This window comes from Rhodomicrobium sp. Az07 (genome assembly GCF_018619475.1).
Lineage (GTDB): Bacteria > Pseudomonadota > Alphaproteobacteria > Rhizobiales > Rhodomicrobiaceae > Rhodomicrobium.
In genome coordinates, this window is sequence record NZ_JAHFZG010000019.1 from 22,847 (window position 1) to 49,539 (window position 26,693).

A 26,693-nucleotide genomic window follows, 5' to 3' on the forward strand; every position below is an offset into this window, starting at 1 on the left:
CTCAAGTGCCCAGAAGGCCGGACCCCTGCCCCACCCGGGTCCGGCCAACTCTATTTCAGGCGCTCCACAGCTTCAAGCTGAGATTGTGGTTGCTCGTTCAGCAAAGCTGCCCTGAAGGCGGACACCTCCATTTTCGGGAACGGTCGATAGCTCCGAAGTCAGGGATGCCGCGCAGGCGACAGCGGATGCTCACACCCATCAATAGCGTCCAGCCCGGCGTCGCCGAGAAGATGACCAGCCTTGTCGCGCTTCGTCGTGAGGTACTTCACATTATGCGCTGTCGGCCGCGTCAATACCCGGTGGGTGGACAGGACGTCGAGCCCGCCGTCGCGCAGCGCCTTGATCTTGAGCGGGTTGTTCGTCATCAGCCGCACAGACGTAAAGCCCAGAAGCCTCAGCATGTCCGCCGCGAAATCGAAGCGGCGCTGATCCTGCCCGAAGCCAAGAAGCTCGTCCGCGTCGTAGGTGTCGAAGCCCTGATCCTGAAGCCGGTACGCGCGTATCTTGTTCGCTATGCCGTTGCCGCGCCCCTCCTGGTCGAGATAAAGCACCGCGCCGCCGCCCTGCTCCGCCATGGCCCGCACCGTGCCTCGAAGTTGCTCGCCGCAGTCGCATTTGAGGCTGCCGAACAGGTCGCCGGTAAGGCAGGCCGAGTGGATACGCACGGATATGGGCTTGCCCGGCGTCGGATTGCCGACGAGGATCGCGATCTGGTCGCGAAATCCATCGCCGCCGCGAAACACGACGAACTCGCAGCTGCCAGCGCCTTCGAGAGGCACAAAGGCGCGCGACACGATCTTGAGCGCGTTGGCCTCGCGGTCGCGAAAACCGAAAACGTCTTCGGCGTCGACGGTCAGGAGCGGCAGCGCATCCTGTGCGCTCGCGCCTCGGTCGGCAACAAGCACGGCGGGTAGAAGAAGCGCCAGATTTGCGAGCGCAAGGCCCGCAACCTCGGCGCGGTCGGCGGCGCGGAAACTCTCTTGGGCGGCGGCCGTCGCACGCTCGTCACGGCCGAAATAGGCGTCGAGCGTCTGCATTGTAAACGGCTCCAGCCTCAGCGCCGCAACCGGCCTGATCCATTGGCCAGCGGAGAGGATCTTTTCGCCCGGCACGATCAGGCGGGCGCTGCCGTCCCCGCGCTGCAAGAACGCCATCGCGGCTTCGGTCGCGCCGTCGACGGGAAATGCCACAAGAGCGGCGCTTCCAGAGCGGACCGCCACCGGGCGTGCCGCGCGAAACTCCGCGATCGCGCGTTCGACCGCGATCTGCCGTGCGTCGCCGAAAGGAGAAGAGGCATTAGCGCTTTCCATAGCCTACCCTGTTAAAGCCGCCGGATGCGCGGACGCAAAGCCCGTGCATTCGAACGGAAACAAACCAAGCCGCGCGCGCAAGCGCGGAGGCGAATGATGGTGAATGGCAACCCTGCGCCGCATCTCGCGCGCAAGGCTCGTTCGCACGATTTCGAGCGGCGTGCCCCAAGAGTAAGAGTCGCCCTTCCGCTCCAAAAGCGCAAGCGTTCCACCGAGCACCGTCGGCCCGCCGGTAAAAACCGGCAAGCGGGCTGATGCGCCTGCTGGAAGCGCAAGCTTTGGTCCGTCTGAGATCATGCAACAGTGTTACATAGGAGGCATAGCGTCGCATTGGAAGCTTTGCCATGGGGTGTCACGCTTTTTTTATGAGCGCGATTTACGCGGCATTTACCCTGTCCCGTTCGCAGGCCACGCGTTGAAAACGTAGATGACCGCGAGAATGAAGGTGCCGAACGCGATGCGGTAATACGCGAAGGGCGCGAAGCCGATGCGCGTCACGATGGCGAGGAACGGCTTGACCACGAGCATTGCCGCGATGAACGCAGCGACAAATCCCACGGCGATCACGCCCGCGTCGCCGCTCGAAAGCTCGTGGCGGCTCTTGAAGGCGTCGTATGCGAATGCCCCCGTCATCGTCGGGATCGACAGGAAGAAGGAGAACTCCGCAGCCGCGCGCCGCTCAAGGCCGAGAAGCAGACCGGCGATAATGGTCGCGCCCGAGCGAGACACGCCGGGAATCAGCGCGAGCGCCTGACCGCAGCCGACGAGAAAACTCGTCTTGAGCGGAACATTGTCCGCCTCAGTGTAGAGCACGCGCTTTTGTGTTTCTTCCGCGATCAGGATGACGATCCCGCCGACGATAAGGGCGACCGCCACGACGACCGGCGAGAAGAGCACGGACTTGATGAAGCTGTGGAGCGTCGCCCCAAGCAACAGCGCGGGCAGGAACGCGACGAGAATCGACAGCGCGAATCGTCGCGCCGCCGGGTCGGTCGGCAGGCCGAACAAGGTGCCGAAAAGCTTCCGGAAGTAGAGGATGATCAGCGCGAGGATGGCGCCCAGCTGTATCATCACCTCGAACGTCTTGCCGGGTGGCCCCTTGAAGCCAAGAAGTTCGCCGAAGACGATCAGATGACCTGTTGAGGAGACGGGCAGAAACTCGGTCAGCCCCTCTATGACGCCTAGCACTGCCGCTTGAATATAAATATCCACCTTGTGGCCTCGCTTGTCCCACCGCGAAGCGGTTTAGGCGCGAGGCGTGGGCGGCGCAACCCCGATGGACAGGAAACAACCATGTTCGCAAAGAATTTCACCAGACGGGGCAGCATGGCCGCACTTGCGTGTGGCGCGGCTTCAATCGCAATGCAGGATGGAAGCGCTGTCGCCGCGCCGGCCGCGCCAGCCGGACTCGTGGTCCTCACGGTCGGCGGCCTGGTCGGCGCGCCGAATCGCCCGCCCTCGGAGCAGAAGCGCGACCGCCTGTTTTATTCCAACAACATAGAATTCGAGCAGGCACGTGCCTTTTCTTACGGCGATCTTCTCAGTTTCTCGCCCGCCGTTGTGACGGGCCTGGACGAAGCAGGCATCGCTCACGTCTACAAGGGACCGCTGCTGCACGATGTTCTGGCGACCGCCTTGCCGCTTGCCGACGCGAAGACGGCGCGCCTGTCCGCGCTCGACGGGTTCGCGGCCGAACTGTCGCTCGACACGGTCTATTCCGAGCGATGGGTTCTCGCGCTCGAGGCGGACGGCAACGCCTTCGGCCTTGGCGACTTCGGCCCGATCTATCTCGTGCGCGAACTTCCGGCGGGAACCAAGAGAACCGAGGAAGAGGAGGCGCGCTGGGTTTTCGCCCTTTATTATATCGACCTATTGGCTTGACATCCTGACTTCAGCTTCGAAGATGCGCCGACTTGAATTTTGGCGCGGCTGGAGCGGGACATGACGAAGTCGTTTCTTGGCATAATCGGCGGATCGGGGCTGTACGATCTGCCGGGACTGGAAAACAAACGCAAGGTGAAGGTGCCTTCACCGTGGGGCGAGCCGTCGTCTGACGTGCTTCTCGGAGAGATCAGCGGTCTTTCGGTCGCGTTTCTGCCGCGTCACGGCGAGGGCCATGTCCAGTCGCCGTCATCCATCAACTACCGCGCCAACATCGACGTCCTGAAGCGCGTCGGCGTGACCGACCTCGTTTCGGTTTCGGCCTGCGGTTCGTTCAGGGAAGAACTGCCGCCCGGACATTTCGTGCTCGTGGATCAGTTCATCGACCGCACCTTCGCGCGCGAAAAGTCGTTCTTCGGCGCGGGCTGCGTCGCGCATGTGCCGATGGCCGACCCCGTAAGCCCACGCCTTGCGGACCGGATCGAAGCGGCCGCGAAGGCCGAGGACATCACCCATACGCGAGGCGGCACCTATCTCGTGATGGAGGGCCCGCAGTTTTCGACGCGCGCCGAGTCCTTCATGTACAAGGCCTGGGGATGCAGCGTCATCGGCATGACGAACATGCCCGAAGCGAAACTCGCCCGCGAGGCAGAGCTTTGCTACGCCACCATCGCCATGGTCACGGACTTCGACTGCTGGCACGAGGAGCACGACGACGTCGACATGAAAGCGATCATTCGCATCATGAAGGAGAATTCCGAGAAGGCGAGCCGCCTTGTGGCACGCCTCGCCGCCGACTTCCCGCGCGAGCACGAGCCTTGCCCCATCGGCTCCGACCGGGCGCTCGAACATGCCATCGTCACGTCGCGGGATGCGCGCGATCCCGCGCTGCTTGCGAAGCTCGACGCCGTCGCCGGGCGCGTGCTGAACAGATAGGGCTCCCTGACAAAGTAAAGGGCGGACCGTCGTTTCCAACATGCCCGCCCGTTTCAAACGCCGCTTGAAGTTCAGAGCTTACGCAGGCCGATGCGCGCCTGTCTCGGGGAGCGTCTCGTCCGCGCCACGTTCGCGCGCGCCAAGCGCCGCGAAAATCAGGCTGAAGCCGGTCAGCAGCAATTCGATGCCGACAAACAGGCCGAGCACCCACAAGCCGGTCGAGGGCCACCCCGCAATCACGAGCGCCGCGATCAGGAAATCAACCAGCGCGACGAACAGCAGGAGAACCCACCGTCCCGTGTCGGGCTTGATCGAGAAAGCGAACGCGATGGTCGCGATGCCGTGCGCGATGAAGTAGGCCGTCATCACAAGCGTGAGCGAAAGCGAACCCTGCACGGGGAACAGCGCGAGGACCAGGCCGAGAATCGCCATCAGCGCCGAAAGCAGGATGCGCCAGACATAACCGGGCGCCCGCGGCGAGCGGATGGTCGAGACGGCCGAGAAGACGCCCGCGAAGAACAGGAGCCAGCCGACAAAGGCGGCGACCGCGATGGAGGCGAGCACCGGCACGGCTATGGCCGCCGCGCCGAGCAGCACGAGAAGGACGCCCTCCGCCGTGAACCATTTCCAATGTTCGCGGAGGCCCTTTTTGACAACGGCTTCCAGTTCCTTTTCAGCGGCTTCGAATTTCTTCGGGTCGAACCCTTGCGAGCGGTCTGGGACGGAACGTTCGGGGATGCTGGGGGAAGTCATGGGCAACTCCTTCGGTGTCGGGGCGGATGCACGCTTGCTCGATCGGTCTGGCAAAAATCAAAGTCTGTGAGGGGTCGGGAGGCGGCGCCCCTCTGGACGCCTGTCGCTTTCACAGGCACCATCCCGTTTTAGAACGCGCGCCGTTTCGGCAGGCTTGCGCGAACCTGAACAAATCGATCAATCGAACGGTTAATCGCGCGGCGCGATCCGACCGGCAGCGAAGACGGCTTCCATGAACTATCGCCACGCTTTCCATGCGGGAAACTTCGCGGACGTGATCAAGCACGCCGTGCTCGCTTTCTGCGTCGACTACCTCTTGCGGAAGGAGAACCCGCTCTGTCTGGTCGATGCGCATGGCGGCGCGGGGCTTTACGATCTGCGCTCGGAAGAGGCCGAGAAGACGGGCGAGTGGGCGCGCGGCGTCGGCGCGCTGATGCAAGCCGCTCCCGGTGCGGCGGAGGGAGCGGCGGCGGCGCTGGAGCCGTATTTGCGCCTCGTGCGGGAGGATGCCGCGGAAGGGTTCTATCCGGGCTCGCCGCTTCTGCTCGCGCGGCGGCTTCGCCCGCAGGACAGGCTGATCGCGAACGAGCTGCACGAATCCACGCGCGATGCGCTGCGCGGCACGTTGGCTGAATTTCCGGGCGCGCGCGTGACCGGCGTCGATGCCTATGAGTGCATCCGCGCAGCGATCCCGCCGAAGGAGCGGCGCGGCCTCGTGCTGATCGACCCGCCCTTCGAGGAAAAGGACGAGTTCGAAACCTTGATCAGGCAGATGCGCGAATGGAAGAAGCGCTGGGCGACGGGGGTTTACCTGCTGTGGTATCCGATCAAGGCGACTTCGCCAACCGGCTCACTCAAGGCTGAAGCGGCGGCGCTCGGCCTGCCGCGCACGTGGTGCGTCGAAACGCTGATCTATCCGCGCGGCCGTGCGTTGAGCCTGAATGGCTGCGGGCTGATCCTGTTCAACGCGCCCTATACCGTGCCCGAGGCGGTCGAGACGGCGCTTCCCGCGCTTGCCGACGCAATGCGCCTGCACGAGACGCACACGGCGTGGCTCGTCCCCGGCGCATGAAGCGCGGACGAAAAAATCAATAGCCGCCGTCGTTGCTGGAGGCGAAGACATCGCTGTTCGAGGCATTCAGATCGAGCACGGCCTCGCCCTGCGTCTTCACCGGCGCGCTGGGCTCATCGAAGGAGCGCTCATCCTCGGTCCAGCGCAGCGTGCCGTCGTAGCGCGTGCCCATTTCGATGCCGATGCCCTGATGGAAGATGTCACCTTCGACCTTCGCCGAGGATTGCAGCATGACGCGGCGGCCGCGAATGGTGCCGTTCACCTTGCCCTGCACGGTGACTTCCTGATTGGCGATGATGCCGCCATTCACACGACCGTTCGATGTCACGATGAGCGAGGTGCAATAGATGTTGCCCTCGATGACGCCGTCAAGCGTCACGCTGCCGGTGGAGGTCACGTCGCCGATGATCGTGAGATCGTTCGAAATATTGGAATCGCCGGTGGAATGCACGCTGCGGCTCGGCGTGACGGGCGAATAATTCGGGGCAAACGGTGTCGCCATGGGTGACCTTCAAGCGTGACGAGTGGCGTTGATCCAGAGCGGATGCCGGCTGCGTTTTTCGCGGCCGTTCCGCCTGTCTAGCCGGTCATTCCGGGCATTTGCAAGGCAAAGCTTTGCCGATTTTAATAAAGCGTTAAAGGCTTGCCACGCTTCGGACAGGCGCACATGAAAACGGCCGGGTGAGTCCCCGGCCGCGACTTGCATCTGTCCGAAAGTCGGGAATTACGCCCGCTTCTCGATAAGCCCGCGATTGATGATCAGCTCCGCGATCTGCACGGTGTTGAGCGCCGCGCCCTTGCGGAGATTGTCGGACACCACCCACAGCGACAGGCCATTTTCCACCGTCGGATCTTCGCGGATGCGGCTGACATAGGTCGCGTAATCGCCGACGCATTCAACCGGCGTGATGTAGCCGCCATCCTCGCGCTTGTCGATCACGAGCAGGCCCGGCGCTTCGCGCAGAATGTCGCGCGCTTCCTTCGCGGAGATCGGGTTCTCGAACTCGATATTCACCGCCTCGGAATGGCCGACGAACACCGGCACGCGGACGCAAGTGGCGACGAGCTTGATCTTCGGATCGAGGATCTTCTTCGTCTCGACGACCATCTTCCACTCTTCCTTGGTGAAGCCGTCATCGAGGAACACGTCGATATGCGGGATCACGTTGAACGCGATCTGCTTGGTGAAGACCTCGGGCGTCGGCTCGTCGGTGACGTAGATGCCCTTCGTCTGGTTCCAGAGTTCGTCCATCGCTTCCTTGCCGGCGCCGGACACGGACTGATAGGTGTCGACAACGACGCGCTTGATCTTCGCGGCATCGTGCAACGGCTTCAGCGCCACGACGAGCTGCGCGGTCGAACAGTTCGGGTTCGCGATGATGTTCTTCTTGCGGAAGCCCGCGACGGCGTCGGCGTTCACCTCCGGCACGATCAGCGGCACGTCCATATCGTAACGCCACGCGCTTGAATTATCGATGACCACGCAGCCCGTGCGCGCGATCTTCGGCGCCCACTCCTTCGAGACATCGCCGCCCGCGGACAACAGCGCGAAATCGCAACGCGAGAAGTCGAACGTCGCCAAATCCTGGCATTTGAGCGTCTTGTCGCCGAACGAAACTTCCATGCCGACCGAGCGGCGCGACGCAATCGCGAAAACCTCTTTCACCGGGAATTCGCGCTCGTCGAGGATGTTCATCATTTCGCGACCCACATTGCCCGTGGCGCCGACGACAGCGACGTTATAACTCATGGTCTCGTCCTTTTCTGAGATGCGCGGAATGTATGCGTGCTTTGCCTTCGTGAAAAGAGTTTTTGCAGCGGGAGGATTTCCCTCTCCGAGGACGTTGCCCGCTTTTTCGGCAAGTTGAACAGTAGATGTGCAAAATGTTGACGACAGCAAAAAAATATCCGTCGCGACAAAAGCCACGGTTTCGGTAAATTTACACTTAGTGTAATTTCAGACCTCGCAAGGTCGGGCGATCCGGCAACGAACAGCAGTCTCGTGCTCCGGCGCGAAAAAGGAGATACCATGGCGAACATTACATTTTCTTCCCCGAGCCTGGCGAAGGACGTCACCGTCTACGCTGTGGCGGGCGACCGGGGAACCATCCTCGCCGTTGCCAAGGAACACAAAATTCCGATCCCGTTCGACTGCCAGGATGGCGAATGCGGCTCGTGTCTCATCGAGGTGAAGCAGCTCGACCCGCGGCGCATGCACGCCATCTCGCTCACCGAGAAGGAAAAGGAGCAGCTCCGTCAGCTCGGCAAGATCACGGCCGAGGAAATCAAGAACGCCGAGACCAACGACGTTGCCCCGCGCTTTCGCTTGGCATGCCAGTATATCGTGCGCGACGAGGACATCATCGTTTCGTTCGTCGGCGACGAGACCCTGCCGGCGAAGGGGCCAGCCGTATCCAGCGCGGCGCGCATCTACAAGGGCGGCACCGAGATCCGCAGCCTTGATGAGTTTTTCGGCTATGCGGTGAAGGTCGAGGAAGACGCGGCCATCCACTACGATCAGCTTTCGAAGTCCATGGCGGATGTCGGAAACACCGAAGTCGCCGAACTCTTCGCCAAGCTCGCCGAATTCTCGCGCCTCCATCTGGCGGAAGCGCAAAAGCGCGCGGGCACCATCGACGCGAGCCTGCATATCCCCGCCGACTATGTCTGGCCGGACTATGTGACACCGGAGCGCACAGCGCTTTGGGCTGCCGATCCGACACTTTCGCGCCTCGATGCTCTGAAGGCGGCCCTTCAGGGCGAAAAGCGCGGCTACGAGTTCTATTACGCGGTCGCGCACGTGTCGAAAGATCCGGCCATCGTCGCCGAAGCGAAGGAATTCGTGAAGGAAGAAGCGGAGCACGTCGCGCAGCTCGAAAAGTGGATCGCCCGCGAGGAATATGCGCGCAAGGCTTGATCGCCTCCGGCTGAACATCCATCGCCAACCGAAAGCGCCGCCTTCCAGCGGCGTTTTTTTTGCGGCGATCTTGAGCGTCCTATTTGCTTCGGCGATCCGAACCGAAGAGGCTCAACACGCGCACGAGAAGCCAGATCGGCACCACAATGGCCGCGCCGAGCGCGATGTAACGCACGATTTGCTTCAGCGTGTCGAGGCCGAGCGATGAGATCCAGTCGCCGAGACGCAGCATCGCGTCGTAGATGTTCGCCGGATCGAGGCCGAAGAACGACAGCGTTATGCCGATGATGAGCGATGCGATTGCGAGCTTCAAAATGACGGTTGCGGGACTGCCGCCGAAAAAGCGTTCCATGGAGGCCTGCACTCGCTGTTGCGCAATGAGCGCGCCGTGGTTGAAGACGAACGACACCACCGATAGCGGGCAAGCCGGGAAACGAAAAGCGAATTTCGTAGACTCCCCGGACCGAAATTGCCCGCTTCGGGCAAATGGCCGGCAGACCTTCTCGCGCGCCGAAAGATTTCTTAACCGCCAGCGCAAAAACCTGAAGGTCTCCCATGAAGCGCCGCTTGTCAGGAGACTATCGCCGCTGCCAGCGCCGCCGTTCAGATAATAGCGGCAAATAGGTTTCGGCGTTGGAGGGAACATTGGCGGGTTCGCTTTGTTTGCCCTTTGTTTACAGGATTATGACCTGACTGTTAAGGCAACCAGGAAACGAAGGCTACGATGGCTCCGAAACCTTATCTCAGAGAAGCTGACGACGGCACTTTCGAACTGTTGGTTCCCGCCGGGTTCGATCGCGTGCACGTTCTGCCCTATTGCTTTCACACGGAGGAAGACGCCGCCCGCTGGCTCACCAGCCGCAAGGGGAAAGAAAGACTTATGAACCTGGGCGGTCAGATCGACCAGGTGGCTGTTCGCCAATCCTTCCGATCGATCGAGCAAAGCCTTACGTAAATCATGCGGGCAAAACACGGGCTCAATGAAGCGTTCGACCAAAGATCGAGGACCGCCCCCAGGCGATCCCGATCTTTTTTTGTGTCCCGAAAGCGCGCGCGTCTAAAAAGTTAGATGCGCGTGTTGTAAAGCCAGTCGTTCCGCTCAAGCAGTTTCGCGGGCGAAGACTTCTTGATCGCCAGATCACGGATTGCATCGAACGGCTGCGCAACGTGATAGATCCGGCCGATAAGGGCGGAGCGCTCGGCCACCTGCCACACGCGAGCGGCGCGCTTCTGGCGGAACCGCGCGAGCTTGTCTTCGATGGATCCTTTACCGGCAAGAGCGGATGCAAGCGCTGCCCCGTCCTCGATAGCCATCACGCCGCCGGAGGCGAGATAGGGGCGCATCGCGTGCCAAGCGTCGCCGATACACTGGATGCGTCCATGACCGCCGTCCCATTTTTCAAGGCCGCGCAACTGCCACGGGAGCCACGCCCTCGTTGACGAAACAGCCTCGCGGATCTGCGGCGCCCAGCCTTCGAGCCGGTGCAGGAGATAAGGCAGCGGATCGTTCTTGTCCGGCTCGCCATGGTTGCGATAATCGTCGTCGAGGACGAGCACGCCGTTCAGCGACGAGCCGCCCGAGACGGGGTAATGGACGAAATGACCGCCCGAGGCCATCCAGACGCCGATATTCTTGCGCGCCGCCTCCGGCACCGCCGTGATCGGCAGGATCGCGCGCCACGCCACGGCGTTCGCGGAGACCGGCTGCTTCGTGCCCCATGCGAGCTTGCGCACGGCGGAGCCGATGCCGTCCGCGCCGATAAGCGCATCGAGCGTGTAAGGGCGGCCGCCCGCAGTGACCTGAAAACCGTCCTTCGTGAGTTCGGCGGCTGTCACGGGCGAGGAATATTTCGGAACCGCGCCGAGATCGCGAGCGCGGGACAGGAGCGCGTTCTGCAAGTCTTTCCGCAAGAGCGTCACATACGGCGCCCCATAGCGGGCACGGGACGCTTGACGCAGCGGCACCGTGTTGAGCAGCGAGCCGTTGCGAGCGCTGTGAATTTCGATGTTCTCGGGCTCGAATGCGGTCCCGAGCAGCGCGACATTCCAGCTTTCAAGAATGCGCGTAGCATTCGGGCCGATCTGGATACCGGCACCGAACGGTTGAAGCTTCGGCTCGGCCTCGAAGATGTCCACCGGGTGGCCGGAGAGCCTGAGAGCGATGGCCGCGCTCAAACCTGCGATGCCCGCGCCGGCAATCGCGATTTTTTCTTTTTGTGCGCTGTTCGTCATCGCGCGTCAGCCTCCTGTGGCTCGAAAAGGCAATAGGGGGGGTCCGTTTGATCGGGCCGCAAATTCGCATCATAGATGAAGAGGGTCGAGCAGTAGGGACATACGATCTGATCGTCCGCGCCCATATCGAGGTAAACATGAGGATGGTCGAGGGGCGGCCTCGCGCCCACGCACTGAAACTCTTTCACGCCGATGTGGATTTTTTCGACTCCGATGTCGTTATGGAAATGCGGTACTCCAATTTTCGCCATCAAAACCGCCTGTCTGCTGCGCGGGCCGCACCATACTTAAAAGAGCAAGGCTTGCAAGTGGCGTGAGGACGCTTAGGCAAAACGCCGCGCCTCGTTTACCGATTGAGCCCTGGGCCTTTTTTTCGGATACGGCGAAGCCGCTATGCCTCGCCCTGTGTCAGATGAATTCTAAACCGGCTTATGGCACCTTGCCCATCAATTTCAATCCGTAATAAGCCGCAGCGCCGAAACCGCCGCCCACTGCGAGCAAAAGCAGCGTGCGCAGCAGGCTGCCGAAGCCGCGCCAGAAATTCCCGCGAACCTGCACTTTCACCGCCTGATCGGGAACATGCAGGTCGACAGCGGTTCCGTTCGTGTCGATGTCGCGGGCGGAAAGGGAGACGATGAGCGGGTACGCGCCCTTTTCGTTCGGCACGACAATCCAGACCCAGCTGCCGAAGTGTTCCTCCCCGAGAAGGGCGGGGCGGTCGAGAAGCCATTGCGTTTCCGGCGACTGCCCTTCGATGAAGAAGCCGCCCTCAGGCGCGCTGAGGCGCACCGTTACGGCCCGAACAGGCGCGTGCGGCTCCGTTTCGGCGCCCGGGGCGCCTTGCGGTCGCGCGCGCGCAAACAGGGCCCACGCCTCATCCCTGGAAAGGAGAAGCTCGACGGTTTCCGGCGCCGCGATGCGCGTCCGGCGAGGGATCGGCTGGAGAATTTTTGCGATAAGGCCCGTGGCTGCGTCGGCATTTCGCGGGCGCCGTTTTCCCTTCTTGTCGCCCCTCGGGTCGACAGGCGCGCGGGCTGCCTCGGGCGACAGCGGCGGCAGACGCGGGGGCGCCGCGTCAAAAGGTGGCGGCGCGACCGGCCGTTCGAGGTCGAAGGAGAGTGGCGCGGGTTCTGGCCGCCCGGAAGCTGTCGGGTGCTTGAGATCGAACCTCGGTGCCTCCGGCTCATCAAAGCCGATGCCGCCGCCGTGGTTGCCTGAAGCGTGCGAGCCTTCGGGCGCGCGGAATGTCCATTCCGTATCGTTGTGAGCGGATTGTTGCGGCGGTTCCATCCTGAGTTCAGGCCCTGTGCCGAGGCCCGGCTCAAGGGGCGGCGCGTCGCGGAATGGCGACAGCGCATAGCCGCTTTGCGGCGGGGGCGGCGGCACCTGCGCGCGGAGCACCGGGCCGAGAGATGGCGGATGGGGCGCGGCCTTTGCGGGCGCGGCCGGCGACGATGTCCCCGCAGCTTCCTTTCTCTGTTCAGCTTCGAGGAAGTCGCGGACGCTGGTCAACATGTCGTCCATGCCGTCGTCGACTGCCGGCGCGTTATGGGGTGTCGCAGCGACAGGCGCCTGTTTTCTTTCCTCGGGCCGCGAAACGGCCTTGGGCGGCGGCGGCAGATCGGTCTGCGCATGCAACGACGAGCGTGATGCGGCGATCGCATGAAGCGCGGCCGCCGGGTCGAAGCCGTTCGCGCCGAGGATCGCGGAGGCGTTGCTTTCCGGCTCGCGCGCGACCGCGAGCAGGGCAAGGGCGCCGTCGATTTCATGGCGACCGGCGCGCGCCGCGTCCTGCGACGCCGAGATGAACAGCGTATCGAACTTGTAGCTGAAATTCGGCGCGCGCCCGTCCGGCACGGCGAGCGAACCCATCCTGTTGTTGACCGTGTCGGTAATCGTGGCCCGGATGACGGCGACGTCCGCGCCGACAGTCGACAGCAATCGCGACGCGTCGGGGTCGTCGAGAAGCGTGAACAGGAGATGTTCAAGCGTGACATAGCGATGCGAACGCTGCTCCGCCGCGCTGCGCGCCCGTCTCAGCGTGTGATCGAGATAAGCTGTCCGCGGCAGTTCCACGGTCGCTGCGGAATGGTCGTTCATGGTCCCCACCACCGGCCTTCCGGGCGAATACGCGTTTTAGGCGCAGCCCACGCCGACTAAGATCTCCCGGCTCGATCATCGGAACTCGGCTCCCGGCCACTGCGCCGGAGGCAGCAATCACATTTCACCTTCCACAATAGGCGGAGGCGACGGATCTGGAAAGCACAACCTGAAACGGAAGTGAAGCCGATCCGTCTCTAAACTAAATAGAAGAGACCGTGCTACCGATCTGTTTGCGATTCAATCAGATCGGAACGGCTCTAGCGGATGTCGGCACCCCTGCGCGGCATCTTCGTGCTTGCCCCTTGCAACCGGCTCGCAGCCACGCCCTTGACCGCTCGACGTTGCGAAGGGGCATTCCGAAAAACGGAAGGCCGCCCATATCAACAGTCAACCAGTCAGTTCGGAGAAGTCATGGAGAATCCCGTACGTCCGCCATCGAAAAAGGAGCAAACGCCGCTCGAACAGGAACAAAGCAACCGCTCGGAAATCGACGCTTTCCTCGACCGCGTGCGCTCGACGCCACCGCCCTCTTCGGGGCATGGCCGACTGATCTTCGCGATGGACGCGACCATGAGCCGCCAGCCGACTTGGGACATGGCGCTCAAGGTTCAGGCCGACATGTTCGATGCGGTGAAGGCGGTCGGCGGCCTTGACGTGAAGCTCCTCTTCTTTCGAGGCACCGACGAATGCAAGGCCAGCCGCTGGGTGAATGACGCAGCCGCGCTTGCACGGCTCATGACGGCCGTTTCGTGCCGGGGCGGCTTCACGCAGATCCGCAAGGTTCTGAAACACGCGCTCGCCGAGGCGGGGGCGGGCAAGGTAAGCGCGCTTGTCTATGTCGGCGACGCGATGGAGGAAAATGTCGACGAGTTGGCCGACCTCGCCGGAAAGCTTGGGCTTCTGTCCGTGCCCGTCTTCCTTTTTCAGGAAGGTCAGGATGCAACCACGCAGGCGGCATTCCGGGAGATCGCGCGGCTGACGGGCGGCGCGACCTGCCGTTTCGGTCCGGGCTCGGCGGCCGAGCTGCGCGAGTTGCTCGCCGCCGTCGCTCATTACGCAGCCGGTGGACGGCGCGCACTTGCCGACTATGCAAAAGGCCGCGCCGCACCTACGGTGCTGCTTGAACAGATGTCGAAGCCGTAACGCGGTCAAGCCGAGGGCACAGCGATCTTACAGCTTTTTCTCCTCTTGGTCGGTCTGGGGGTAGCCCTTTATCTGCTCGGCTACCTGTCGCGCGCCGACATGGGCAAACTCGCGGTTTATCTCCGCAAGGGGAGCGTCGTGCTCGTGGCGTTCGGAGCGGCTTTCGTCGCCACGCGCAATATCGGCGTGGCGTTGCTCGCCGGAATGACGGTCTGGTCCTTCATGCAGCGGACCGGCTGGTTCCCCGGCAAAGGCAAGATCGGGGCGGGCGGCGGAACCTCGGGTGTCCGCACGCCCTGGCTCGACATGACGCTCGACCATCGGACCGGAGCGATTTCCGGTCGCCTGCTGAAGGGGCGGTTCGAGGGCAAGGCGCTCGCCGACCTCTCGGAAGCCGAGCGGGGCGAGGTTCTCGCCGAGCTTCGGGCCAATGACGCGGAGGCGGCGAAACTGTTCGAGGCGTGGCTCGACCGTGTCTCGCCGGACTGGTCGGCAGGCGGGGGAAGCGGAAACGCCGGTTCAGGGCCGTCGCGGGCCATGACGCTCGATGAAGCTTACCTCATTCTGGGTTTGAAGAGCGGGGCCAAACGCGACGATGTGCTCGCGGCTCACCGCAATCTCATGAAGCGCTTTCACCCGGATCAGGGCGGCTCGAATTATCTTGCGTCCCAGATCAACGCGGCGAAGGACGTGCTGTTGAAGAACATCAAGGCATAGACCCCGGCAAGCGCGCGAGCTTCCCAGGGCGTAATATCCTGGAACTCAGTGACGAAGCGTCAGCGACGCCGAGCCGCCAGGCGCGCTGAGTTGCACGTTCTGGCTGCGGCCGTTGACGGTTACACGCATGCTGCCGCTCACGCCATGCTGCGGATTGTGAAAGCTGCCGACATAAGTGTTCGCGCCGACCCGGCGAAGACGAGCGGTCTGGGAAACGCGGCCTGAAGCGGTCGCGCAGGTGCCGTTCATCATGACCGTATTACCGCCGCCCGAATAGTTGGCCCGGCAACGCGCCCGTTCGGCCTGGCCGCCGATCATGACAGTGCCCCCGCCGCTCCACGAGCCCGACAGCGAAGATCTTCCGGCGCGAGGTTCCGCCGAAGCATTGAGCGAGAACACAAGGGCAGCAGCTACGGCTGCACCATAAACGGCACGCATTACATGGATTGGTTTCACGGTACGCCTCCTGATTGTGTACTCGTCATAAGGTCGCGTCTCTAAATAAAGGGTTCCAGGAGAACGACGCCCTACTGTGCTGGTTCCGCCTCCGTTGCGGCTTCAACCCTATTTCGACGTGTGAGGCGCAAGAGAAACATAATGATTGGACGCAGCACGAACAGGTCGGCCACGAGCGCCGCGATCATGGCGAAGGCCGAGAGCCAGCCGAACAGCCGGAGCGACGGCAGGTCGGAGAACACCGTGACGGCAAGCCCGCAGGCCAGAACCACAGTCGTCAGGATCAATGCCGGGCCGACGAGCACGGTCGCGCGCTCCACCGCAAGCTCGGGCGGCTGTCCGGGCCTGTCCTCGCGCCTGAGCCGGTTCAGGAAGTGGATCGTCGCGGAGAGGCCGAGGCCGAAGGACACCGTCAGCGCGACGATGCTGGCGAATTGCAGCCCGCTTCCGACCAGCCAGAGCAGCACGCCCGAAGCGAGAATGGGGATGATCGCGGGCAGGATCGCCGACAGCATCACCACGAATGAGCGGAACGCGAGACCGATGAACGCGGCCACGAACACGATCTCGATGGTGAGCGCCGTATTCAGCCGCTGGATCATGAGCGCGCTGTTGCGGGCTGCGACGGCGGAAAGCCCGGTCACGGCAACCGTGTAGCCGGGGTTCGCTTCGCGAACGGTGTTCAGTGTCGCGTCGAGCTGGTTCACGAGCGGAAGCAACTCGTTCGCGTCCTCGTCCGGAATATAGCCCGACACGACGACGGCAGCGCCGTCCTTCGCCAGGAAGCGATGCACGAGATGCTCGGGCAGATAGCCGATATAGCGCTGCAACGTTTCGATGTCGGAGCGGCCGAGCTTCTCCGCGATCCAGCGGCGCAGCGTCTCCACGGACCAGACATTGCCGACGCCCTTCTGATGCTCCACGGCGGCATGCACGTCGGCGAGCACCTTCAGCGCCTGGGGATCGTAGGCCGAAACGCCCTTCGGAAGCTCGATCAGGACGTTGATCGGGTTCGAGCCGGTGAGCTTCGCGTCGAGGCGCTGGCTCGCGGCGACGGCCTGCCGCTTGTCCGGCACCTGATCGGCGAGCCGATAGCGGGTTTCGAGGCCGACATAGATCGAGGCGAGCCCCAGGACCGCAAGAACGGCGATGGCGCTGTAGAGCCCCGGCCGCGAAACGACGCGATGCGCGATCCAGCCGCAGAAGGCGCGGAGCGCATCGACGGCGGTGTCGGCTCCCTTCATGCTCGCGGCGAAGGTTGTCTCCTTGCGCACGAGCAGAACGCCGAGCACCGGCAGCACGGTGATGACCGTAAACAGCGCGATCACGGTCGCGATGATGCCGCCTTCGCCGAAATGGCGGATCATGTCCGAGCTTGAGAACAGGAGCGCCACGAAGGAGAGGGCCGCCGTTGCATGCGTAAGCACGCAGGCGGGGCCGACGATGAGGATGGCGTTGCGGAATGCCTGATACTTGGTGTCGCCGCGGATGAGCCTGTCGCGCGCCGCGAACGTGAGCTGCATGCTGTCCGAGAACGAGATGACCATGATGAGCGGCGTCATCACGTTCAGAAAGGTGTTGAGCGTGAAGCCCATCCAGCCGAGCACGCCTTGCGCGAACAGGATCGCCAGCAGAGGCGGCGCCGCCGCGATCACCATGAAGGAGAGGCGGCGGAAAAAGATGATCGCGATGAGGCACCCGGCGAGAAAGCCGATGCCGTTGTAGAGAAGCTGGTCGCGCTCGACGGCGGTCCTGATTTCGAGGCGCATCACCGGCACGCCCGACAACTCCGCCTTGAGGCCGGAGCCTTCGAGATCCTGCGCGGCGGTCTCGCGGATTTGCTTCACGACGTCGGCGATACCCTCTCCATTGGCGACGGCGGGATCGATGGCGATGACGATGAGCACGAGCTTGCCGTCGTCGGAGATGAACTTGCCCTTGATGATGTCGTTGGCGAGCACGCGCTTGATGAGAGCGTCGTATTCCTCGCCCTCGGGCAGGTCCGCCGGGAACAGGGGGCCGGGAAGCTTGCCCGCCTCGGGGGCTTCGCGCGCGGAGAACAGGGACAGGATGCCCCGCGTGCCTTCGATGAGCTGGACGTCGGTCACGAGGTCGCGCAGCTGATCGATGGGGCCGCGCTGAAGGAGGCGGTCGCCCTCGATGACCATCAGCACGTCGAATTCATGGGAGGGAAAGCGCTTCGTCAACTCCTCGAACTGGCGAAATTCGGGCGTGTCGGACCGGAACAGCGAACTGAGGGAGTCGTCCACTTGCAGCCGGGCCACGCCGAAAGCGGCAACGACGGAAAGCAGGGCGACAAGAATGGCGGACAGGATTGGAGCGCGAAGCGCGATCAACCCGGTACGCTCCACCCCAAGGACGAGGTCATCGGGCTTCGCGGGAGGCAGGGGAGCAGGGCTTGTGGCCTCCGGGCCTGCGTGTCGCTGGTTCCCATCCGTGCCGTTCATCAAGCATGCCCTCTCAAAATCCGATTGCCCATCCGGTAAACCGCCATGCAAAGCACAAAAGACCGCCACCGCGTTGCTGCATAACGTTGACAGTCGTCCGAAATAAGGGCTGCGGCGAGCGATGAGTTAAGAGACGCGTTGTCTCACACGATGAATTGAGCGCAGCGCTGGATCGCCTCACGAGTTGTCGCACTGGCACCATTGCCGAGTTAGATTAAACCTCAATGAAGCAAGCTCTGCGGACGCGGCGGCCGCTCAAGCCGGATTACGGGATCGACAAGCCCAAGGCATTGGCGCGGCTTTTCCTCGCGGGGATGGCGGCACTCGCGTCGGGGTATTTGCTGCCGTCATACGATGTCGCGGCGACGGCTCCCCTTCTCGGCCCGACGTTCCTTGCGCTCGGCTGCCTCAGCCTCGGCGCTTGCGTGCTCATGCTGGCCTGGTCGCTCAAGGGCAAGTTCGTTGTGCGCGATCGCATGCTGAACCTCGTTCGGTGGCGCGGGGATGAAACCGTGCTCGACCTCGGGACCGGGCGCGGCCTGCTTGCCATCGGCGCGGCCAGTCGCCTGAAAACCGGCATGGTTGTCGGTATCGACGCGTGGGAAAGCGAGCGGGCGTCCGCGACGATCGAAGAAGCCCAACGCAATATCGATCTGGCGGGCGTGGCCGACCGGGTCGAATTGCGCAACGACGATCCGCGCGATATCGGGTTTGTCGACAAGTCGTTCGACGTGGTGCTGTCGCTCTCGTTTCTGCACACGCTCGACAAAGAGGCGGCGCGGCCCGCCACATGCCGCGAAATCGCGCGGGTGCTGAGAGCGCGCGGCCTCGTCGCCATCGCCGATGTCGGCCGCGGTGCCGAATGGGCAAAGGCGCTCGAAGCTGCCGGTCTCAAGGTCGAGAAACCGCAAAGGCTTCCCCCGCTGGCGTTTACGGCGCTGGAACTCGTCGTCGCCCGCAAGACCTGACAGCATGGGAAGCACATTCCCCCGAGCGCGAGGGCACTTAGGGCCGCTGCTCTTTCTTTGCAGCGCGGAAACCGGCGGCGGCGGTGTTTTTCTCGCAGATGTACGCGCCGCGCTTGGTCTTGCCGTAGGTCTTCGCGGTCTCGTAATGATAGACCTTCGACGAGAGGTTCGCCCAAACGACGGTGTCGCCGGGGCAACTGGCCTTCGCTTCGGCCTCGCTTGCGAATTGGCCGGAGCCGAGCGCGGCAGGAGCCTTCGTCTTCTTCGGAGCGGGAGCGGCCTGCGCGGGCGTGCCCGTTTGAGCCGTGCCGCCGAACGGATTGGGAGCGGTGGTTGTCTGCGCCGCAGCCGGTCCGGCCGCAAGGCCGAATGAAAGAAGAAGTGCGGCGCCGTATGAATAAAATTTCACGATTAACCTCATCGAATACTTGGTGGTGGTGTATCTGTCGACCGTCGGACTGCAAAGCGTCAATTTTGAGGAAACAGGGGAAAGCCGATTCCCGCATCGGTCGCTGTGGAGGCGGCGCGAGGCGAAGCAGGGGCGCCAGAGCCCGAATCCGGGCCGTGCGCGTTGGCTGGCATGATGCGGGCCGGAGCATGCAGGATCAGCGTCCTTACCAGCAGGTAGAGCACCGTTGCATTGAACAGATGCCAGAAGTAGTGGACGCCGATCGGGATGTCGTTGCACAGCGGCATGTCGAGCGTTCGCGCGGTGAATGACAGAACAAAAAGCGCCGCCGCCGCATAGAAGGCCCGGCCCGCCGCCGCGTTTCGCATCCAGATCCCCGCGCCCGCCGCGACCATGAAGACGAGCGAGGGCAGATACATCGCACCGCCCCAGAGAACGGGCGCGAACTCCTCCGCCTCAAGATAGAAGGTAGCGGCGAACAGAAGGCCGCAGGCGGCTGTCTTGAGCCATGCCGGCCATTCGAAGAACACCGTCAGGATCATCCAGCAATAGAAGATCATGAAGACGAGAATCGGAATGACGTCGACCCATTCCGCCCACTTCGTCGCGATGGTGTGGAAGACGAAGCTGCCGATTCCCACGACGCCGATCAGGATGCAAAGCGCCTTGATCGCGGCACTGTGCGCCCCTTCCGGGCGCCGGGCCTGAAGCTTCCATGCGGCATAGGCGGCGATCAGAAACGCAAAATTGGAGATCGCGTTGAGCGGTTCCGCGTCGAAGACCGCGCTGGTGCGCTCGCAATAGATGTCGACGGGACGGGACAGAGATACGAGCAGGGGGCCGAAATCCATGGTGCGCTCTCCTGTGCCTTCATCGCCCGAGCTTTAGCCCAGCGGCGCGGCGCGGGCAATAAGCCGCTCGCATGAGACGCGCGATGCGCAGGGATTTGCAATGCGCGCGCATGCAGCGCCATTCTTGGCGTATTTGTGTCCACACATTCCTAATCCACAGTTTTTCCACATTTAATTTGTCTAGCATTGCAGCTTTTTCGAAGTTCGACAGATATTTCAACAATTCAACAGCGGGGGTAACTGTTAATTGACCATTCGTCAGCTTGCTTCCCGCCCCGGTTATGTTACCCGGTCAAGCTGGCGGAAGCTGAGCGCCGCAGCCTTTTACAGTCGGAGAGCGGGGGGGCATTGCCAATGATTGCTTGCTTGTCCGTAGTGATAGCTTTGCTCGGAAGATGGAGTGAAACATGCGATTTCTAGCAGTATTGTTGGCCCTGGCGGTGACAGCCACGATGAGCCTTCCCGCGTCCGCGCAACACCATGGGCGCAAGTCCAGCCAGTATGAAAGGGAGAAGGCAGCGCGCGCTGCCTGCCGCGAGCCTGTGCGCGCCGCTGGCGATGCCTATCACCTGATTCGTTCGGCGCGCCGTTCCGCCATCAAGCGCTGGCAAGAGCAGGTTATCAATGCGCATGGCGAGCGCTTCATTACCTTCGAGAGGGCGAGGGTCATCGAATATCATTGCGACCCGGCGCGCGTGGGCGGCGGCCATCAGGTCTGGAATCTGAAGCGCTGCGTTATCGTCGCACGCCCTTGCCGCAACGACGGATACTGAGCGGAAGACTTTGCAACAAAACGTGACTTGCTCGCAGAGGCAGGAAACGGAAAAATCTGGACAAGCATCCCCCCAAGGTGCTTTCCCCACGAGCCTGAAGCTGGACCCCGTTCGTTTGGACGAGCGGGGTCTTTTATTTGTTTCCGCGCGTTAGGAGCCGGGACGGGGAGTATCCGCACCGGGCCGGCTGAGGTTTTTCGCTATCCGGAGAATCGAATCACATAAGCGAATCGGCGGCGCCGACGTTGATCGCGAACGCGCGGGATCAGGCCGCGTTTTCGGCCAGTCCGGTGCCCGCGATGTCGGCGCCTGCCGTCGCGTCGCCGCGGGGTTCGTCGGCCGTCACGTCCACGCCCAGCACGTCGATCCCGTTCGGCTTGTCAGTCAGCCATTTCAGGTAAAGCGGCCCGAACGCCCGATCCTGCCGCAATTCCAGGTACCCCTCGCGCGCAAGCTCAAGCGTCGCGCCGAAGCTCGACGCCGTCACTGTCTTGCCGAGCGTCGGCGACGGCTTGTATTCTTCGAGGAAGGTGTCGAGTTCGGCCCAATCCGGCAACGGCCCTAGCAGCTTCGAAAGCCGGTCGCGCGCCATCTTGATCGACCACACCACGCGCGCGCCCCACTTCACCTCCATGACGGCGGTGCGCTGGCGCTGCTCGGCATAGGCCTTGAGCAGGTCGAAGATGCTCGCCTGATAGATGCTCGACCGCACGATGCGAATGCCCTCCGGCATGCCGCGCGCGAAAAGGTCGACGCCGAGGCGCTTCCGCCCCATCAGGCTCGCCAGCGCTTCGCGCATCGCTTCGAGGCGCTTCAGGCGAAAAGCGAGTTGCGCCGCCAGCTCCTTGCCGGACGGGCCGTCCTGCTGCTGTTCCTGTTCCGGCAGCAGAAGCTTCGACTTGAGGTAGGCGAGCCACGCCGCCATCACGAGGTAGTCGGCGGCGATTTCCAGCCGCAGCGCGCGCGCCGCCTCGATATAGGCGAGGTACTGGTTCGCGAGGTCGAGGATGGAAAGCTTCGCGAGATCGACCTTCTGTGTGCGCGCGAGTTGCAGCAACAGGTCGAGCGGGCCTTCGAAGCCGTCGAGTTCGAGAAGGAAAATGTCCGCCTCGTCTTCCGGCTCGACGCGCTCCGGCGAGTCCCAGCTATCGGCGGCGTCGGCGCCGCCATTCGGCCGCTCCGCCCGCGTCTCGTTGGTTCCGCCATTATCCGTTTCGTCGCTCACGCGAATCTCCGCTTGACACCTCGCTCGATCACTTTGAGCGATTCACGCGAGCCTCGCCAGCGATTTGGCGCGCGCTTCCTCAGCCCCCGCAACGTCGAAGCTTCTCGGCGCCTTCACGCGGGCGAGCGCCGCCTCGAAACGCCGCCGCGCATCGCCTTCGAGCGCAGGCGACTCGGCAGCCACGGCGCGCATCTCGTCGAGAACGCCGTTGCAGTGAAGCGCGAGGTCGCACCCCGCCGCCAGCGCCGCGCGCGCGTTCTCGCCGGGCGTGCCCTTCAGCGCCCTCATGGTGAGGTCGTCGCTCATGAGAAGGCCGTCGAAGCCGATGGTGCCTCGGATTACCTCGCGGATCGCCTTCGCGGAGATCGTGACGGGCGCGGCGGGATCGACGGCGGTGAACACGACATGCGCCGTCATCGCCATCGGAATATCGTTCAGCGCGCGGAAGGGCGCGAAGTCGTGCGCTTCAAGCTCCGCAAGCGGCGTGTGGACCACAGGCAAAGCAAGATGGCTGTCCGCCATGGCGCGCCCATGCCCCGGTATGTGTTTCATGATCGGCAGGATGCCCTGAGCGAGAAGCCCGTCTGCCACGGCGCGGCCAAGCGAGATCACCGTCTCCACGTCCTCGCCATAGGCGCGGTCGCCGATGATGTTGTCCGCGCCGGGGATCGGCACATCGAGCACGGGCGCGGCGGTGGTGTTGAAGCCGAGGGTCGCGAGGTCCGCCGCCATGGCTTGCGCGCAGAGGTTCGCCGCTTCGGCGCTGTCCCCGTCGTCGATTGCGCAGAACGCGCGCGCGGGCGGGTATTTCGGCCAGTACGGTTCGCGAAGACGCTGCACGCGCCCGCCTTCCTGATCGACCATGACGATCATGCGCCCGTCGCCGCCGGCAGCGTCCTGCGCCTCGTCGATGAGCGCCGCCACCTGCTTCGGTGTGTCGACGTTCCGCGCGAACAGGATGATGCCTGCGGGCCGTGTTTGGCTGAGGAAGGACCGCTCGTCGCGCTTCAACGAATGGCCGGCCAGCCCGCAGATGAATGCACGCCGTGTCACAATGCCTCCAGTGTCGCATTTCATTGGGGCAGGACTATAGGCGCGTTTCGGGGGCGCGACAACGAGAGCGACAACGCGAGGTTGCGAGGGACTTCGCGAGGGTTAATGCCTGGGAAGCACAGCGCCCCTTCAACGCAGGAGTCGGCGCGTTACACCACGCCGAGAACGAAGGCTGCCAGAAACGCGAACACCGCAACCGTGGTTATGCGGACGAACTCGATCGACAGAGACATCGGCGTGTATCCTTCGAAACGTTGGCAACTTTGAAATGATCACGCCGATTGGAGCAAAGCGCAAATGTTTTCGGTTGTGCAGCGCAGCTAACGCGCTGCAACAGCTGGAACTCATTTGCGCCGAAGCGCACCGAAAGACAAAGCCCTCGCCTTCCAAGCGACTCGAGGGCATCGTCATCCCTTCTTGAGCGGCGGTGTTAGCGCACACCTGCTTTTCTTGGGGTCCGCACAGCGAACGGTCGCGGCGGCATGTCGCGAAACACCGCGAAAGTTTCTATAGTCGCCAAAGCAGCCCCGCTGCTGGCAAACCGTTTCAATCGCGAGAGTTCGGCCATGACGGAAAAGTTCGAAGCGCTTCTTCTCACGAAAACCGAAACCGGTCAGGCCGTCGCGTGGATCGAGCTTTCGGACGCGGACCTTATGCCCGGCGATGTCACCGTGCGCGTCACGCATTCGACGGTGAACTACAAGGACGGCCTCGCCATCACGGGCAAGGCGCCGGTGGTGCGCCGCTGGCCCATGGTGCCCGGCATCGATTTCGCAGGGATCGTGGATAGCTCGTCGCATCCCGGCTTGAGGCCCGGCGATGAGGTGGTGCTCAACGGTTGGGGCACGGGCGAAACCCATCTCGGCGGCTACGCGCAGTTTTCCCGCGTGAAGGGCGATTGGCTCGTGCCGCTGCCCGCCGGGCTTTCGCGCGCGGAGGCGATGGCCATCGGGACGGCAGGGTATACGGCGATGCTGTGCGTGCTGGCGCTCGAAGCGCATGGCGTGACGCCCGACAAGGGACCAGTGCTCGTGACGGGCGCTTCCGGCGGCGTCGGCAGCGTCGCGGTGGCGTTGCTGTCGAAGCTTGGCTTCCCCGTGCATGCCGCCACCGGCCGCCCGGAAGAGGAAGCCTATCTGAAGTCGCTCGGCGCGTCGGAGATCGTGGCGCGGCAGGAGCTTTCGGCGCCGGGCAAGCCGCTCGGGCGTGAGCGTTGGGCGGGCGCGGTCGATTCAGTCGGCAGTCACACGCTCGCGAATGTGCTCGCGCAGACGAAATATGGCGGCACGGTCGCGGCTTGCGGGCTCGCGCAGGGCATGGATCTGCCCGCGAGCGTCGCTCCGTTCATTCTGCGCGGCGTGACGCTGGCGGGCATCGATTCGGTGATGGCTCCAAAGGCAAAACGGCTCGAAGCCTGGGCGCGGCTTGCGCAAGACCTCGACCGCGCCAAGCTCGCCACGCTGACGACAACGCATTCGTGGAAGGATGCTATCGCGCTCGCCGGGGACATCGTCGCGGGGAAGATTCGCGGCCGCGTCGTGCTTGAGGTGGCGTAGGCGCGCGACAGCTTCGAGCGGTTTTCAAGCCGCGTCGCGTCAGAACAGCCGCTTGCGCATGAAAATCTCATCCGACTCGTCGATCGCGAGCTTGTCGAGTACGCCGACATCCTCGAAACCGAAGCGCAGGTAGAGTGCTTCCGCGCGCGTGTTGAACGTGGAGACGCAGAGCCAGAGCTGACGCGCGCCGCCCTTTAGCGCCTCGTCCTCCATCCATTGCAGGAGGCGATGGCCGAGCCCGCGCCCCTGAAATTCCGGCAGGACGCAGAAAAGCTGAAGATAAGGCCCGTGCAGGAACGGGTTCTGGATCGCGACGATGCCCGCGAGTCGCCGATCTTGGAGGACCTCAAACCGCGTCAGGGCCGGAACCTCCCGCTGGAGCGAAGCGGCGATGCTGGGCGCGCTCCAGTTGACGACGGACCATGGCGGGATCGCCGCCATCGCCGTGCCGAGCGCTTTCGCGTTTTCGGTCGTGAGCGGGCTCAAGACGACCCCGTCGTCGAGATCGTGGCGCATGTGCTCGAACGGTACGAGCGGCGAGGCGGTCATGGCTTGTCTGCCGTGATTGGCGCGGCGGGGTGCGACGCCGCCGGGGCATTCCTGACACCGGCGCCCCAGCCGGTCGCGGCGGGTGCGGGCTTCGGAGCGGGCGGTGGCGCACTGTTGTTTGCCGCCGGGAAAAGCTTGTCGTATTTCAGATTATCCCCCGGCTTCAACTCGTAGCAGCTATCCTTGATCACCGGTTCGCCCTTCGCGATCAACTCGCTCACCGTGGCGAACCCGAAGCCGCGCTTTCTGAACTCCTCGATCATGCGCGGCAGCGCTTCCGCCGTGTGATGGCCGCGCCCATTCGCGTGCATCACGATGATCGCGCCGGGCTTCGCGGTGGCGGCGCTTTTGGCGATGGCATCGGCGCTCTGGGCGGGCGCCGGGTCGCCGGTCGGGATATCCCACTGGATGGCGAGCAGGCCAGCGTCGTTCACGGCGTCGAGCGCCTCTGTGTTGCAGGTGCCGAACGGAAAGCGAAAAACGAGCGGGCGGCTTGCGTCGACCGGGCCGGTGCCGGGGCGGTAGCAGCTTCGGCCGGAAAGCGTGCGGCGGAGTTGGCTGTCGGCGCTGAGATTGAGCGCGAGATCGCGTCGCATCTCGCCCGGCGGCAAGAGCCGGAAGTTTCTGTGCGTCCAGCTATGCGCGCCCACCTCGAACAGCGGATCGGCCATCAGTTGCTGGGCGCGTTCCTTGTGATCCATCAGCCACTTTCCGCTCGCAAAGAACGTGGCGTTTACGCCCGCCTTGCGCAATGTGTCGATGATCGGAGCGTCGTAGCCCGATACTTCCCACGCGTTCTCGCACAGGTCGAAGGTGAGGGCGACGAGCTTCTCGCCCGGCGGAAGCTTAACGCTGCGAATGGACCCGCGAAGCGCCGGCGCCACGGGCGCGAGCGGCTCTGCTTCGGTGCGCGGTTCGACGGTGGGATCGTAAGTCTCTCGGTGGGTTGCCTTTTCGCCCGCCTTGCCCGCCAGTTCGGCCGCCGACCAGCACGCCCCGAGGGCCGCCCGACCTTCCGCCCGGGCGTCCGACGACGAAGCAACGGTTGCTGCTATACATAGGGCGGTCAAGTGCGCGAGGCGGCTCATGCTCATTCTTCTCTCAGACGGGAGCAGCTTCTACTGCCTGTCACAAATTTGTATTGCGCTAAGACGAGGTTGCTCGCACACTCCGTGATGCGCCTAATCGATTTGGCGCGTTCTTCAAGGGTGATACGACGATGGCAAAGAAACCTGAAGCGAAGCCGAAGGAAGCCGCCAAGCCGAAAGGCAAAGCCGAGGCGAAGGCCCCGCCGAAAAAAGGCGGCAAGAAATAGGAATTG

General features: G+C 63.4%; 27 protein-coding genes. 10 read left to right on the forward strand and 17 right to left on the reverse strand.

Annotation, left to right across the window (positions count from 1 at the left end):
- Nucleotides 1-158: 158 nt before the first annotated feature.
- The gene (ribA, locus tag KKP04_RS13195; RefSeq protein WP_215032324.1) at nucleotides 159-1,310 is read right to left on the reverse strand and encodes a GTP cyclohydrolase II RibA; all 1,152 of its coding nucleotides are present in this window, start codon (nucleotides 1,308-1,310) and stop codon (nucleotides 159-161) included.
- A gap of 387 nt (nucleotides 1,311-1,697) precedes the next feature.
- Complete coding sequence (locus KKP04_RS13200; protein WP_215032326.1) at nucleotides 1,698-2,522, reverse strand: undecaprenyl-diphosphate phosphatase; 825 nt, start codon at nucleotides 2,520-2,522, stop codon at nucleotides 1,698-1,700.
- Nucleotides 2,523-2,603: 81 nt separating this feature from the next.
- Between KKP04_RS13200 and KKP04_RS13205 the strand changes: the two genes are divergently transcribed.
- Together KKP04_RS13205 and KKP04_RS13210 are read left to right on the forward strand one after the other, a co-directional pair.
- Nucleotides 2,604-3,191, forward strand: coding sequence for a hypothetical protein (locus KKP04_RS13205; RefSeq protein ID WP_215032329.1), 588 nt, complete (start codon nucleotides 2,604-2,606; stop codon nucleotides 3,189-3,191).
- A gap of 60 nt (nucleotides 3,192-3,251) precedes the next feature.
- A complete protein-coding gene (locus tag KKP04_RS13210) occupies nucleotides 3,252-4,127 on the forward strand; it encodes an S-methyl-5'-thioadenosine phosphorylase (RefSeq protein WP_215032332.1) in 876 nt (291 codons plus the stop codon).
- A gap of 78 nt (nucleotides 4,128-4,205) precedes the next feature.
- Here KKP04_RS13210 and KKP04_RS13215 read toward each other — a convergent pair whose 3' ends face one another.
- Complete coding sequence (locus KKP04_RS13215) at nucleotides 4,206-4,880, reverse strand: HdeD family acid-resistance protein (RefSeq protein ID WP_215032335.1); 675 nt, start codon at nucleotides 4,878-4,880, stop codon at nucleotides 4,206-4,208.
- Nucleotides 4,881-5,112: 232 nt separating this feature from the next.
- On the opposite strand from KKP04_RS13215, the gene KKP04_RS13220 reads away from it, so the two are divergent.
- Nucleotides 5,113-5,952 carry a 23S rRNA (adenine(2030)-N(6))-methyltransferase RlmJ gene (locus tag KKP04_RS13220; protein WP_215032353.1) on the forward strand — a complete coding sequence of 280 codons (840 nt, stop codon included), beginning with the start codon at nucleotides 5,113-5,115 and terminating at the stop codon, nucleotides 5,950-5,952.
- Between the two features lie 16 nt (nucleotides 5,953-5,968).
- Here the strand turns inward: KKP04_RS13220 and KKP04_RS13225 are convergent, their stop codons facing one another.
- Nucleotides 5,969-6,454: a polymer-forming cytoskeletal protein gene (locus tag KKP04_RS13225; RefSeq protein WP_215032356.1), complete on the reverse strand. Its 486-nt coding sequence runs from the start codon at nucleotides 6,452-6,454 to the stop codon at nucleotides 5,969-5,971.
- 222 nt (nucleotides 6,455-6,676) lie between these two features.
- Nucleotides 6,677-7,702 carry an aspartate-semialdehyde dehydrogenase gene (locus tag KKP04_RS13230; RefSeq protein ID WP_215032371.1) on the reverse strand — a complete coding sequence of 342 codons (1,026 nt, stop codon included), beginning with the start codon at nucleotides 7,700-7,702 and terminating at the stop codon, nucleotides 6,677-6,679.
- A gap of 279 nt (nucleotides 7,703-7,981) precedes the next feature.
- Between KKP04_RS13230 and KKP04_RS13235 the strand changes: the two genes are divergently transcribed.
- Complete coding sequence (locus KKP04_RS13235) at nucleotides 7,982-8,869, forward strand: 2Fe-2S iron-sulfur cluster-binding protein (RefSeq protein WP_215032374.1); 888 nt, start codon at nucleotides 7,982-7,984, stop codon at nucleotides 8,867-8,869.
- Nucleotides 8,870-8,948: 79 nt separating this feature from the next.
- Here KKP04_RS13235 and KKP04_RS13240 read toward each other — a convergent pair whose 3' ends face one another.
- Complete coding sequence (locus tag KKP04_RS13240; RefSeq protein WP_251134103.1) at nucleotides 8,949-9,221, reverse strand: DUF6460 domain-containing protein; 273 nt, start codon at nucleotides 9,219-9,221, stop codon at nucleotides 8,949-8,951.
- A gap of 372 nt (nucleotides 9,222-9,593) precedes the next feature.
- Between KKP04_RS13240 and KKP04_RS13245 the strand changes: the two genes are divergently transcribed.
- A complete protein-coding gene (locus tag KKP04_RS13245; protein WP_215032377.1) occupies nucleotides 9,594-9,824 on the forward strand; it encodes a hypothetical protein in 231 nt (76 codons plus the stop codon).
- Between the two features lie 110 nt (nucleotides 9,825-9,934).
- On the opposite strand, the gene KKP04_RS13250 is transcribed toward KKP04_RS13245, so the two are convergent.
- From KKP04_RS13250 to KKP04_RS13260, 3 genes are all read right to left on the reverse strand, one after another.
- Entirely contained in the window at nucleotides 9,935-11,101 is a 1,167-nt protein-coding gene (locus KKP04_RS13250) for an FAD-dependent monooxygenase (protein WP_215032380.1), read from the reverse strand.
- A complete protein-coding gene (locus KKP04_RS13255) occupies nucleotides 11,098-11,352 on the reverse strand; it encodes a zinc-finger domain-containing protein (protein WP_215032383.1) in 255 nt (84 codons plus the stop codon). The genes KKP04_RS13250 and KKP04_RS13255 overlap by 4 nt, the downstream gene beginning before the upstream one ends.
- A gap of 178 nt (nucleotides 11,353-11,530) precedes the next feature.
- Nucleotides 11,531-13,201: a Clp protease N-terminal domain-containing protein gene (locus tag KKP04_RS13260; RefSeq protein ID WP_215032386.1), complete on the reverse strand. Its 1,671-nt coding sequence runs from the start codon at nucleotides 13,199-13,201 to the stop codon at nucleotides 11,531-11,533.
- 414 nt (nucleotides 13,202-13,615) lie between these two features.
- Here KKP04_RS13260 and KKP04_RS13265 point away from each other — a divergent pair, with 414 nt between their 5' ends.
- Both KKP04_RS13265 and KKP04_RS13270 read left to right on the forward strand, forming a co-directional pair.
- Nucleotides 13,616-14,347 (forward strand): VWA domain-containing protein, encoded by a 732-nt coding sequence (locus tag KKP04_RS13265; protein ID WP_215032389.1) that lies wholly within the window; start codon nucleotides 13,616-13,618, stop codon nucleotides 14,345-14,347.
- 45 nt (nucleotides 14,348-14,392) lie between these two features.
- Complete coding sequence (locus tag KKP04_RS13270) at nucleotides 14,393-15,064, forward strand: molecular chaperone DnaJ (protein ID WP_215032392.1); 672 nt, start codon at nucleotides 14,393-14,395, stop codon at nucleotides 15,062-15,064.
- 45 nt (nucleotides 15,065-15,109) lie between these two features.
- Here KKP04_RS13270 and KKP04_RS13275 read toward each other — a convergent pair whose 3' ends face one another.
- Complete coding sequence (locus tag KKP04_RS13275) at nucleotides 15,110-15,382, reverse strand: hypothetical protein (RefSeq protein ID WP_215032396.1); 273 nt, start codon at nucleotides 15,380-15,382, stop codon at nucleotides 15,110-15,112.
- A gap of 209 nt (nucleotides 15,383-15,591) precedes the next feature.
- On the reverse strand, nucleotides 15,592-17,988 hold the full coding sequence (locus tag KKP04_RS13280) for an RND family transporter (protein ID WP_215032399.1): 2,397 nt from the start codon (nucleotides 17,986-17,988) through the stop codon (nucleotides 15,592-15,594).
- Nucleotides 17,989-18,212: 224 nt separating this feature from the next.
- Here KKP04_RS13280 and KKP04_RS13285 point away from each other — a divergent pair, with 224 nt between their 5' ends.
- Nucleotides 18,213-18,956 carry a class I SAM-dependent methyltransferase gene (locus KKP04_RS13285; RefSeq protein WP_215032402.1) on the forward strand — a complete coding sequence of 248 codons (744 nt, stop codon included), beginning with the start codon at nucleotides 18,213-18,215 and terminating at the stop codon, nucleotides 18,954-18,956.
- A 37-nt stretch (nucleotides 18,957-18,993) separates the two neighbouring features.
- On the opposite strand, the gene KKP04_RS13290 is transcribed toward KKP04_RS13285, so the two are convergent.
- Together KKP04_RS13290 and KKP04_RS13295 are read right to left on the reverse strand one after the other, a co-directional pair.
- Nucleotides 18,994-19,365: a hypothetical protein gene (locus KKP04_RS13290; RefSeq protein WP_215032405.1), complete on the reverse strand. Its 372-nt coding sequence runs from the start codon at nucleotides 19,363-19,365 to the stop codon at nucleotides 18,994-18,996.
- Nucleotides 19,366-19,424: 59 nt separating this feature from the next.
- Entirely contained in the window at nucleotides 19,425-20,216 is a 792-nt protein-coding gene (locus tag KKP04_RS13295; RefSeq protein WP_215032408.1) for a ceramidase domain-containing protein, read from the reverse strand.
- A 407-nt stretch (nucleotides 20,217-20,623) separates the two neighbouring features.
- On the opposite strand from KKP04_RS13295, the gene KKP04_RS13300 reads away from it, so the two are divergent.
- Nucleotides 20,624-20,989 (forward strand): hypothetical protein, encoded by a 366-nt coding sequence (locus KKP04_RS13300; protein WP_215032424.1) that lies wholly within the window; start codon nucleotides 20,624-20,626, stop codon nucleotides 20,987-20,989.
- Between the two features lie 265 nt (nucleotides 20,990-21,254).
- Here KKP04_RS13300 and KKP04_RS13305 read toward each other — a convergent pair whose 3' ends face one another.
- Nucleotides 21,255-22,214 carry a ScpA family protein gene (locus tag KKP04_RS13305; RefSeq protein WP_215032427.1) on the reverse strand — a complete coding sequence of 320 codons (960 nt, stop codon included), beginning with the start codon at nucleotides 22,212-22,214 and terminating at the stop codon, nucleotides 21,255-21,257.
- 42 nt (nucleotides 22,215-22,256) lie between these two features.
- A complete protein-coding gene (gene nagZ / locus KKP04_RS13310) occupies nucleotides 22,257-23,267 on the reverse strand; it encodes a beta-N-acetylhexosaminidase (RefSeq protein ID WP_215032430.1) in 1,011 nt (336 codons plus the stop codon).
- 566 nt (nucleotides 23,268-23,833) lie between these two features.
- Here nagZ and KKP04_RS13315 point away from each other — a divergent pair.
- Nucleotides 23,834-24,823, forward strand: a complete 990-nt coding sequence (locus KKP04_RS13315) for an MDR family oxidoreductase (protein WP_215032433.1) — start codon at nucleotides 23,834-23,836, stop codon at nucleotides 24,821-24,823.
- Between the two features lie 39 nt (nucleotides 24,824-24,862).
- Here the strand turns inward: KKP04_RS13315 and KKP04_RS13320 are convergent, their stop codons facing one another.
- The gene (locus tag KKP04_RS13320) at nucleotides 24,863-25,372 is read right to left on the reverse strand and encodes an N-acetyltransferase (RefSeq protein ID WP_215032436.1); all 510 of its coding nucleotides are present in this window, start codon (nucleotides 25,370-25,372) and stop codon (nucleotides 24,863-24,865) included.
- Nucleotides 25,369-26,460, reverse strand: coding sequence for a polysaccharide deacetylase family protein (locus tag KKP04_RS13325; RefSeq protein WP_215032439.1), 1,092 nt, complete (start codon nucleotides 26,458-26,460; stop codon nucleotides 25,369-25,371). Before KKP04_RS13325 ends, KKP04_RS13320 begins: the two co-directional genes overlap by 4 nt.
- Between the last annotated feature and the right edge of the window lie 233 nt (nucleotides 26,461-26,693).

Coding starts and splice junctions, on each gene's coding strand:
- KKP04_RS13220 (WP_215032353.1), top strand. CDS start 5,113: ATGAACTATCGCCACGCTTTCCATGCGGGAAACTTCGCGGACGTGATC.
- KKP04_RS13245 (WP_215032377.1), top strand. CDS start 9,594: ATGGCTCCGAAACCTTATCTCAGAGAAGCTGACGACGGCACTTTCGAA.
- KKP04_RS13250 (WP_215032380.1), bottom strand. CDS start 11,101: ATGACGAACAGCGCACAAAAAGAAAAAATCGCGATTGCCGGCGCGGGC.
- KKP04_RS13320 (WP_215032436.1), bottom strand. CDS start 25,372: ATGACCGCCTCGCCGCTCGTACCGTTCGAGCACATGCGCCACGATCTC.
- KKP04_RS13300 (WP_215032424.1), top strand. CDS start 20,624: ATGCGATTTCTAGCAGTATTGTTGGCCCTGGCGGTGACAGCCACGATG.
- KKP04_RS13230 (WP_215032371.1), bottom strand. CDS start 7,702: ATGAGTTATAACGTCGCTGTCGTCGGCGCCACGGGCAATGTGGGTCGC.
- KKP04_RS13225 (WP_215032356.1), bottom strand. CDS start 6,454: ATGGCGACACCGTTTGCCCCGAATTATTCGCCCGTCACGCCGAGCCGC.
- KKP04_RS13215 (WP_215032335.1), bottom strand. CDS start 4,880: ATGACTTCCCCCAGCATCCCCGAACGTTCCGTCCCAGACCGCTCGCAA.
- KKP04_RS13275 (WP_215032396.1), bottom strand. CDS start 15,382: ATGATCGGCGGCCAGGCCGAACGGGCGCGTTGCCGGGCCAACTATTCG.
- KKP04_RS13210 (WP_215032332.1), top strand. CDS start 3,252: ATGACGAAGTCGTTTCTTGGCATAATCGGCGGATCGGGGCTGTACGAT.
- KKP04_RS13240 (WP_251134103.1), bottom strand. CDS start 9,221: ATGGAACGCTTTTTCGGCGGCAGTCCCGCAACCGTCATTTTGAAGCTC.
- KKP04_RS13265 (WP_215032389.1), top strand. CDS start 13,616: ATGGAGAATCCCGTACGTCCGCCATCGAAAAAGGAGCAAACGCCGCTC.
- KKP04_RS13315 (WP_215032433.1), top strand. CDS start 23,834: ATGACGGAAAAGTTCGAAGCGCTTCTTCTCACGAAAACCGAAACCGGT.
- KKP04_RS13205 (WP_215032329.1), top strand. CDS start 2,604: ATGTTCGCAAAGAATTTCACCAGACGGGGCAGCATGGCCGCACTTGCG.
- KKP04_RS13325 (WP_215032439.1), bottom strand. CDS start 26,460: ATGAGCCGCCTCGCGCACTTGACCGCCCTATGTATAGCAGCAACCGTT.
- KKP04_RS13260 (WP_215032386.1), bottom strand. CDS start 13,201: ATGAACGACCATTCCGCAGCGACCGTGGAACTGCCGCGGACAGCTTAT.
- KKP04_RS13280 (WP_215032399.1), bottom strand. CDS start 17,988: ATGAACGGCACGGATGGGAACCAGCGACACGCAGGCCCGGAGGCCACA.
- KKP04_RS13285 (WP_215032402.1), top strand. CDS start 18,213: ATGAAGCAAGCTCTGCGGACGCGGCGGCCGCTCAAGCCGGATTACGGG.
- KKP04_RS13235 (WP_215032374.1), top strand. CDS start 7,982: ATGGCGAACATTACATTTTCTTCCCCGAGCCTGGCGAAGGACGTCACC.
- KKP04_RS13295 (WP_215032408.1), bottom strand. CDS start 20,216: ATGGATTTCGGCCCCCTGCTCGTATCTCTGTCCCGTCCCGTCGACATC.
- ribA (WP_215032324.1), bottom strand. CDS start 1,310: ATGGAAAGCGCTAATGCCTCTTCTCCTTTCGGCGACGCACGGCAGATC.
- KKP04_RS13255 (WP_215032383.1), bottom strand. CDS start 11,352: ATGGCGAAAATTGGAGTACCGCATTTCCATAACGACATCGGAGTCGAA.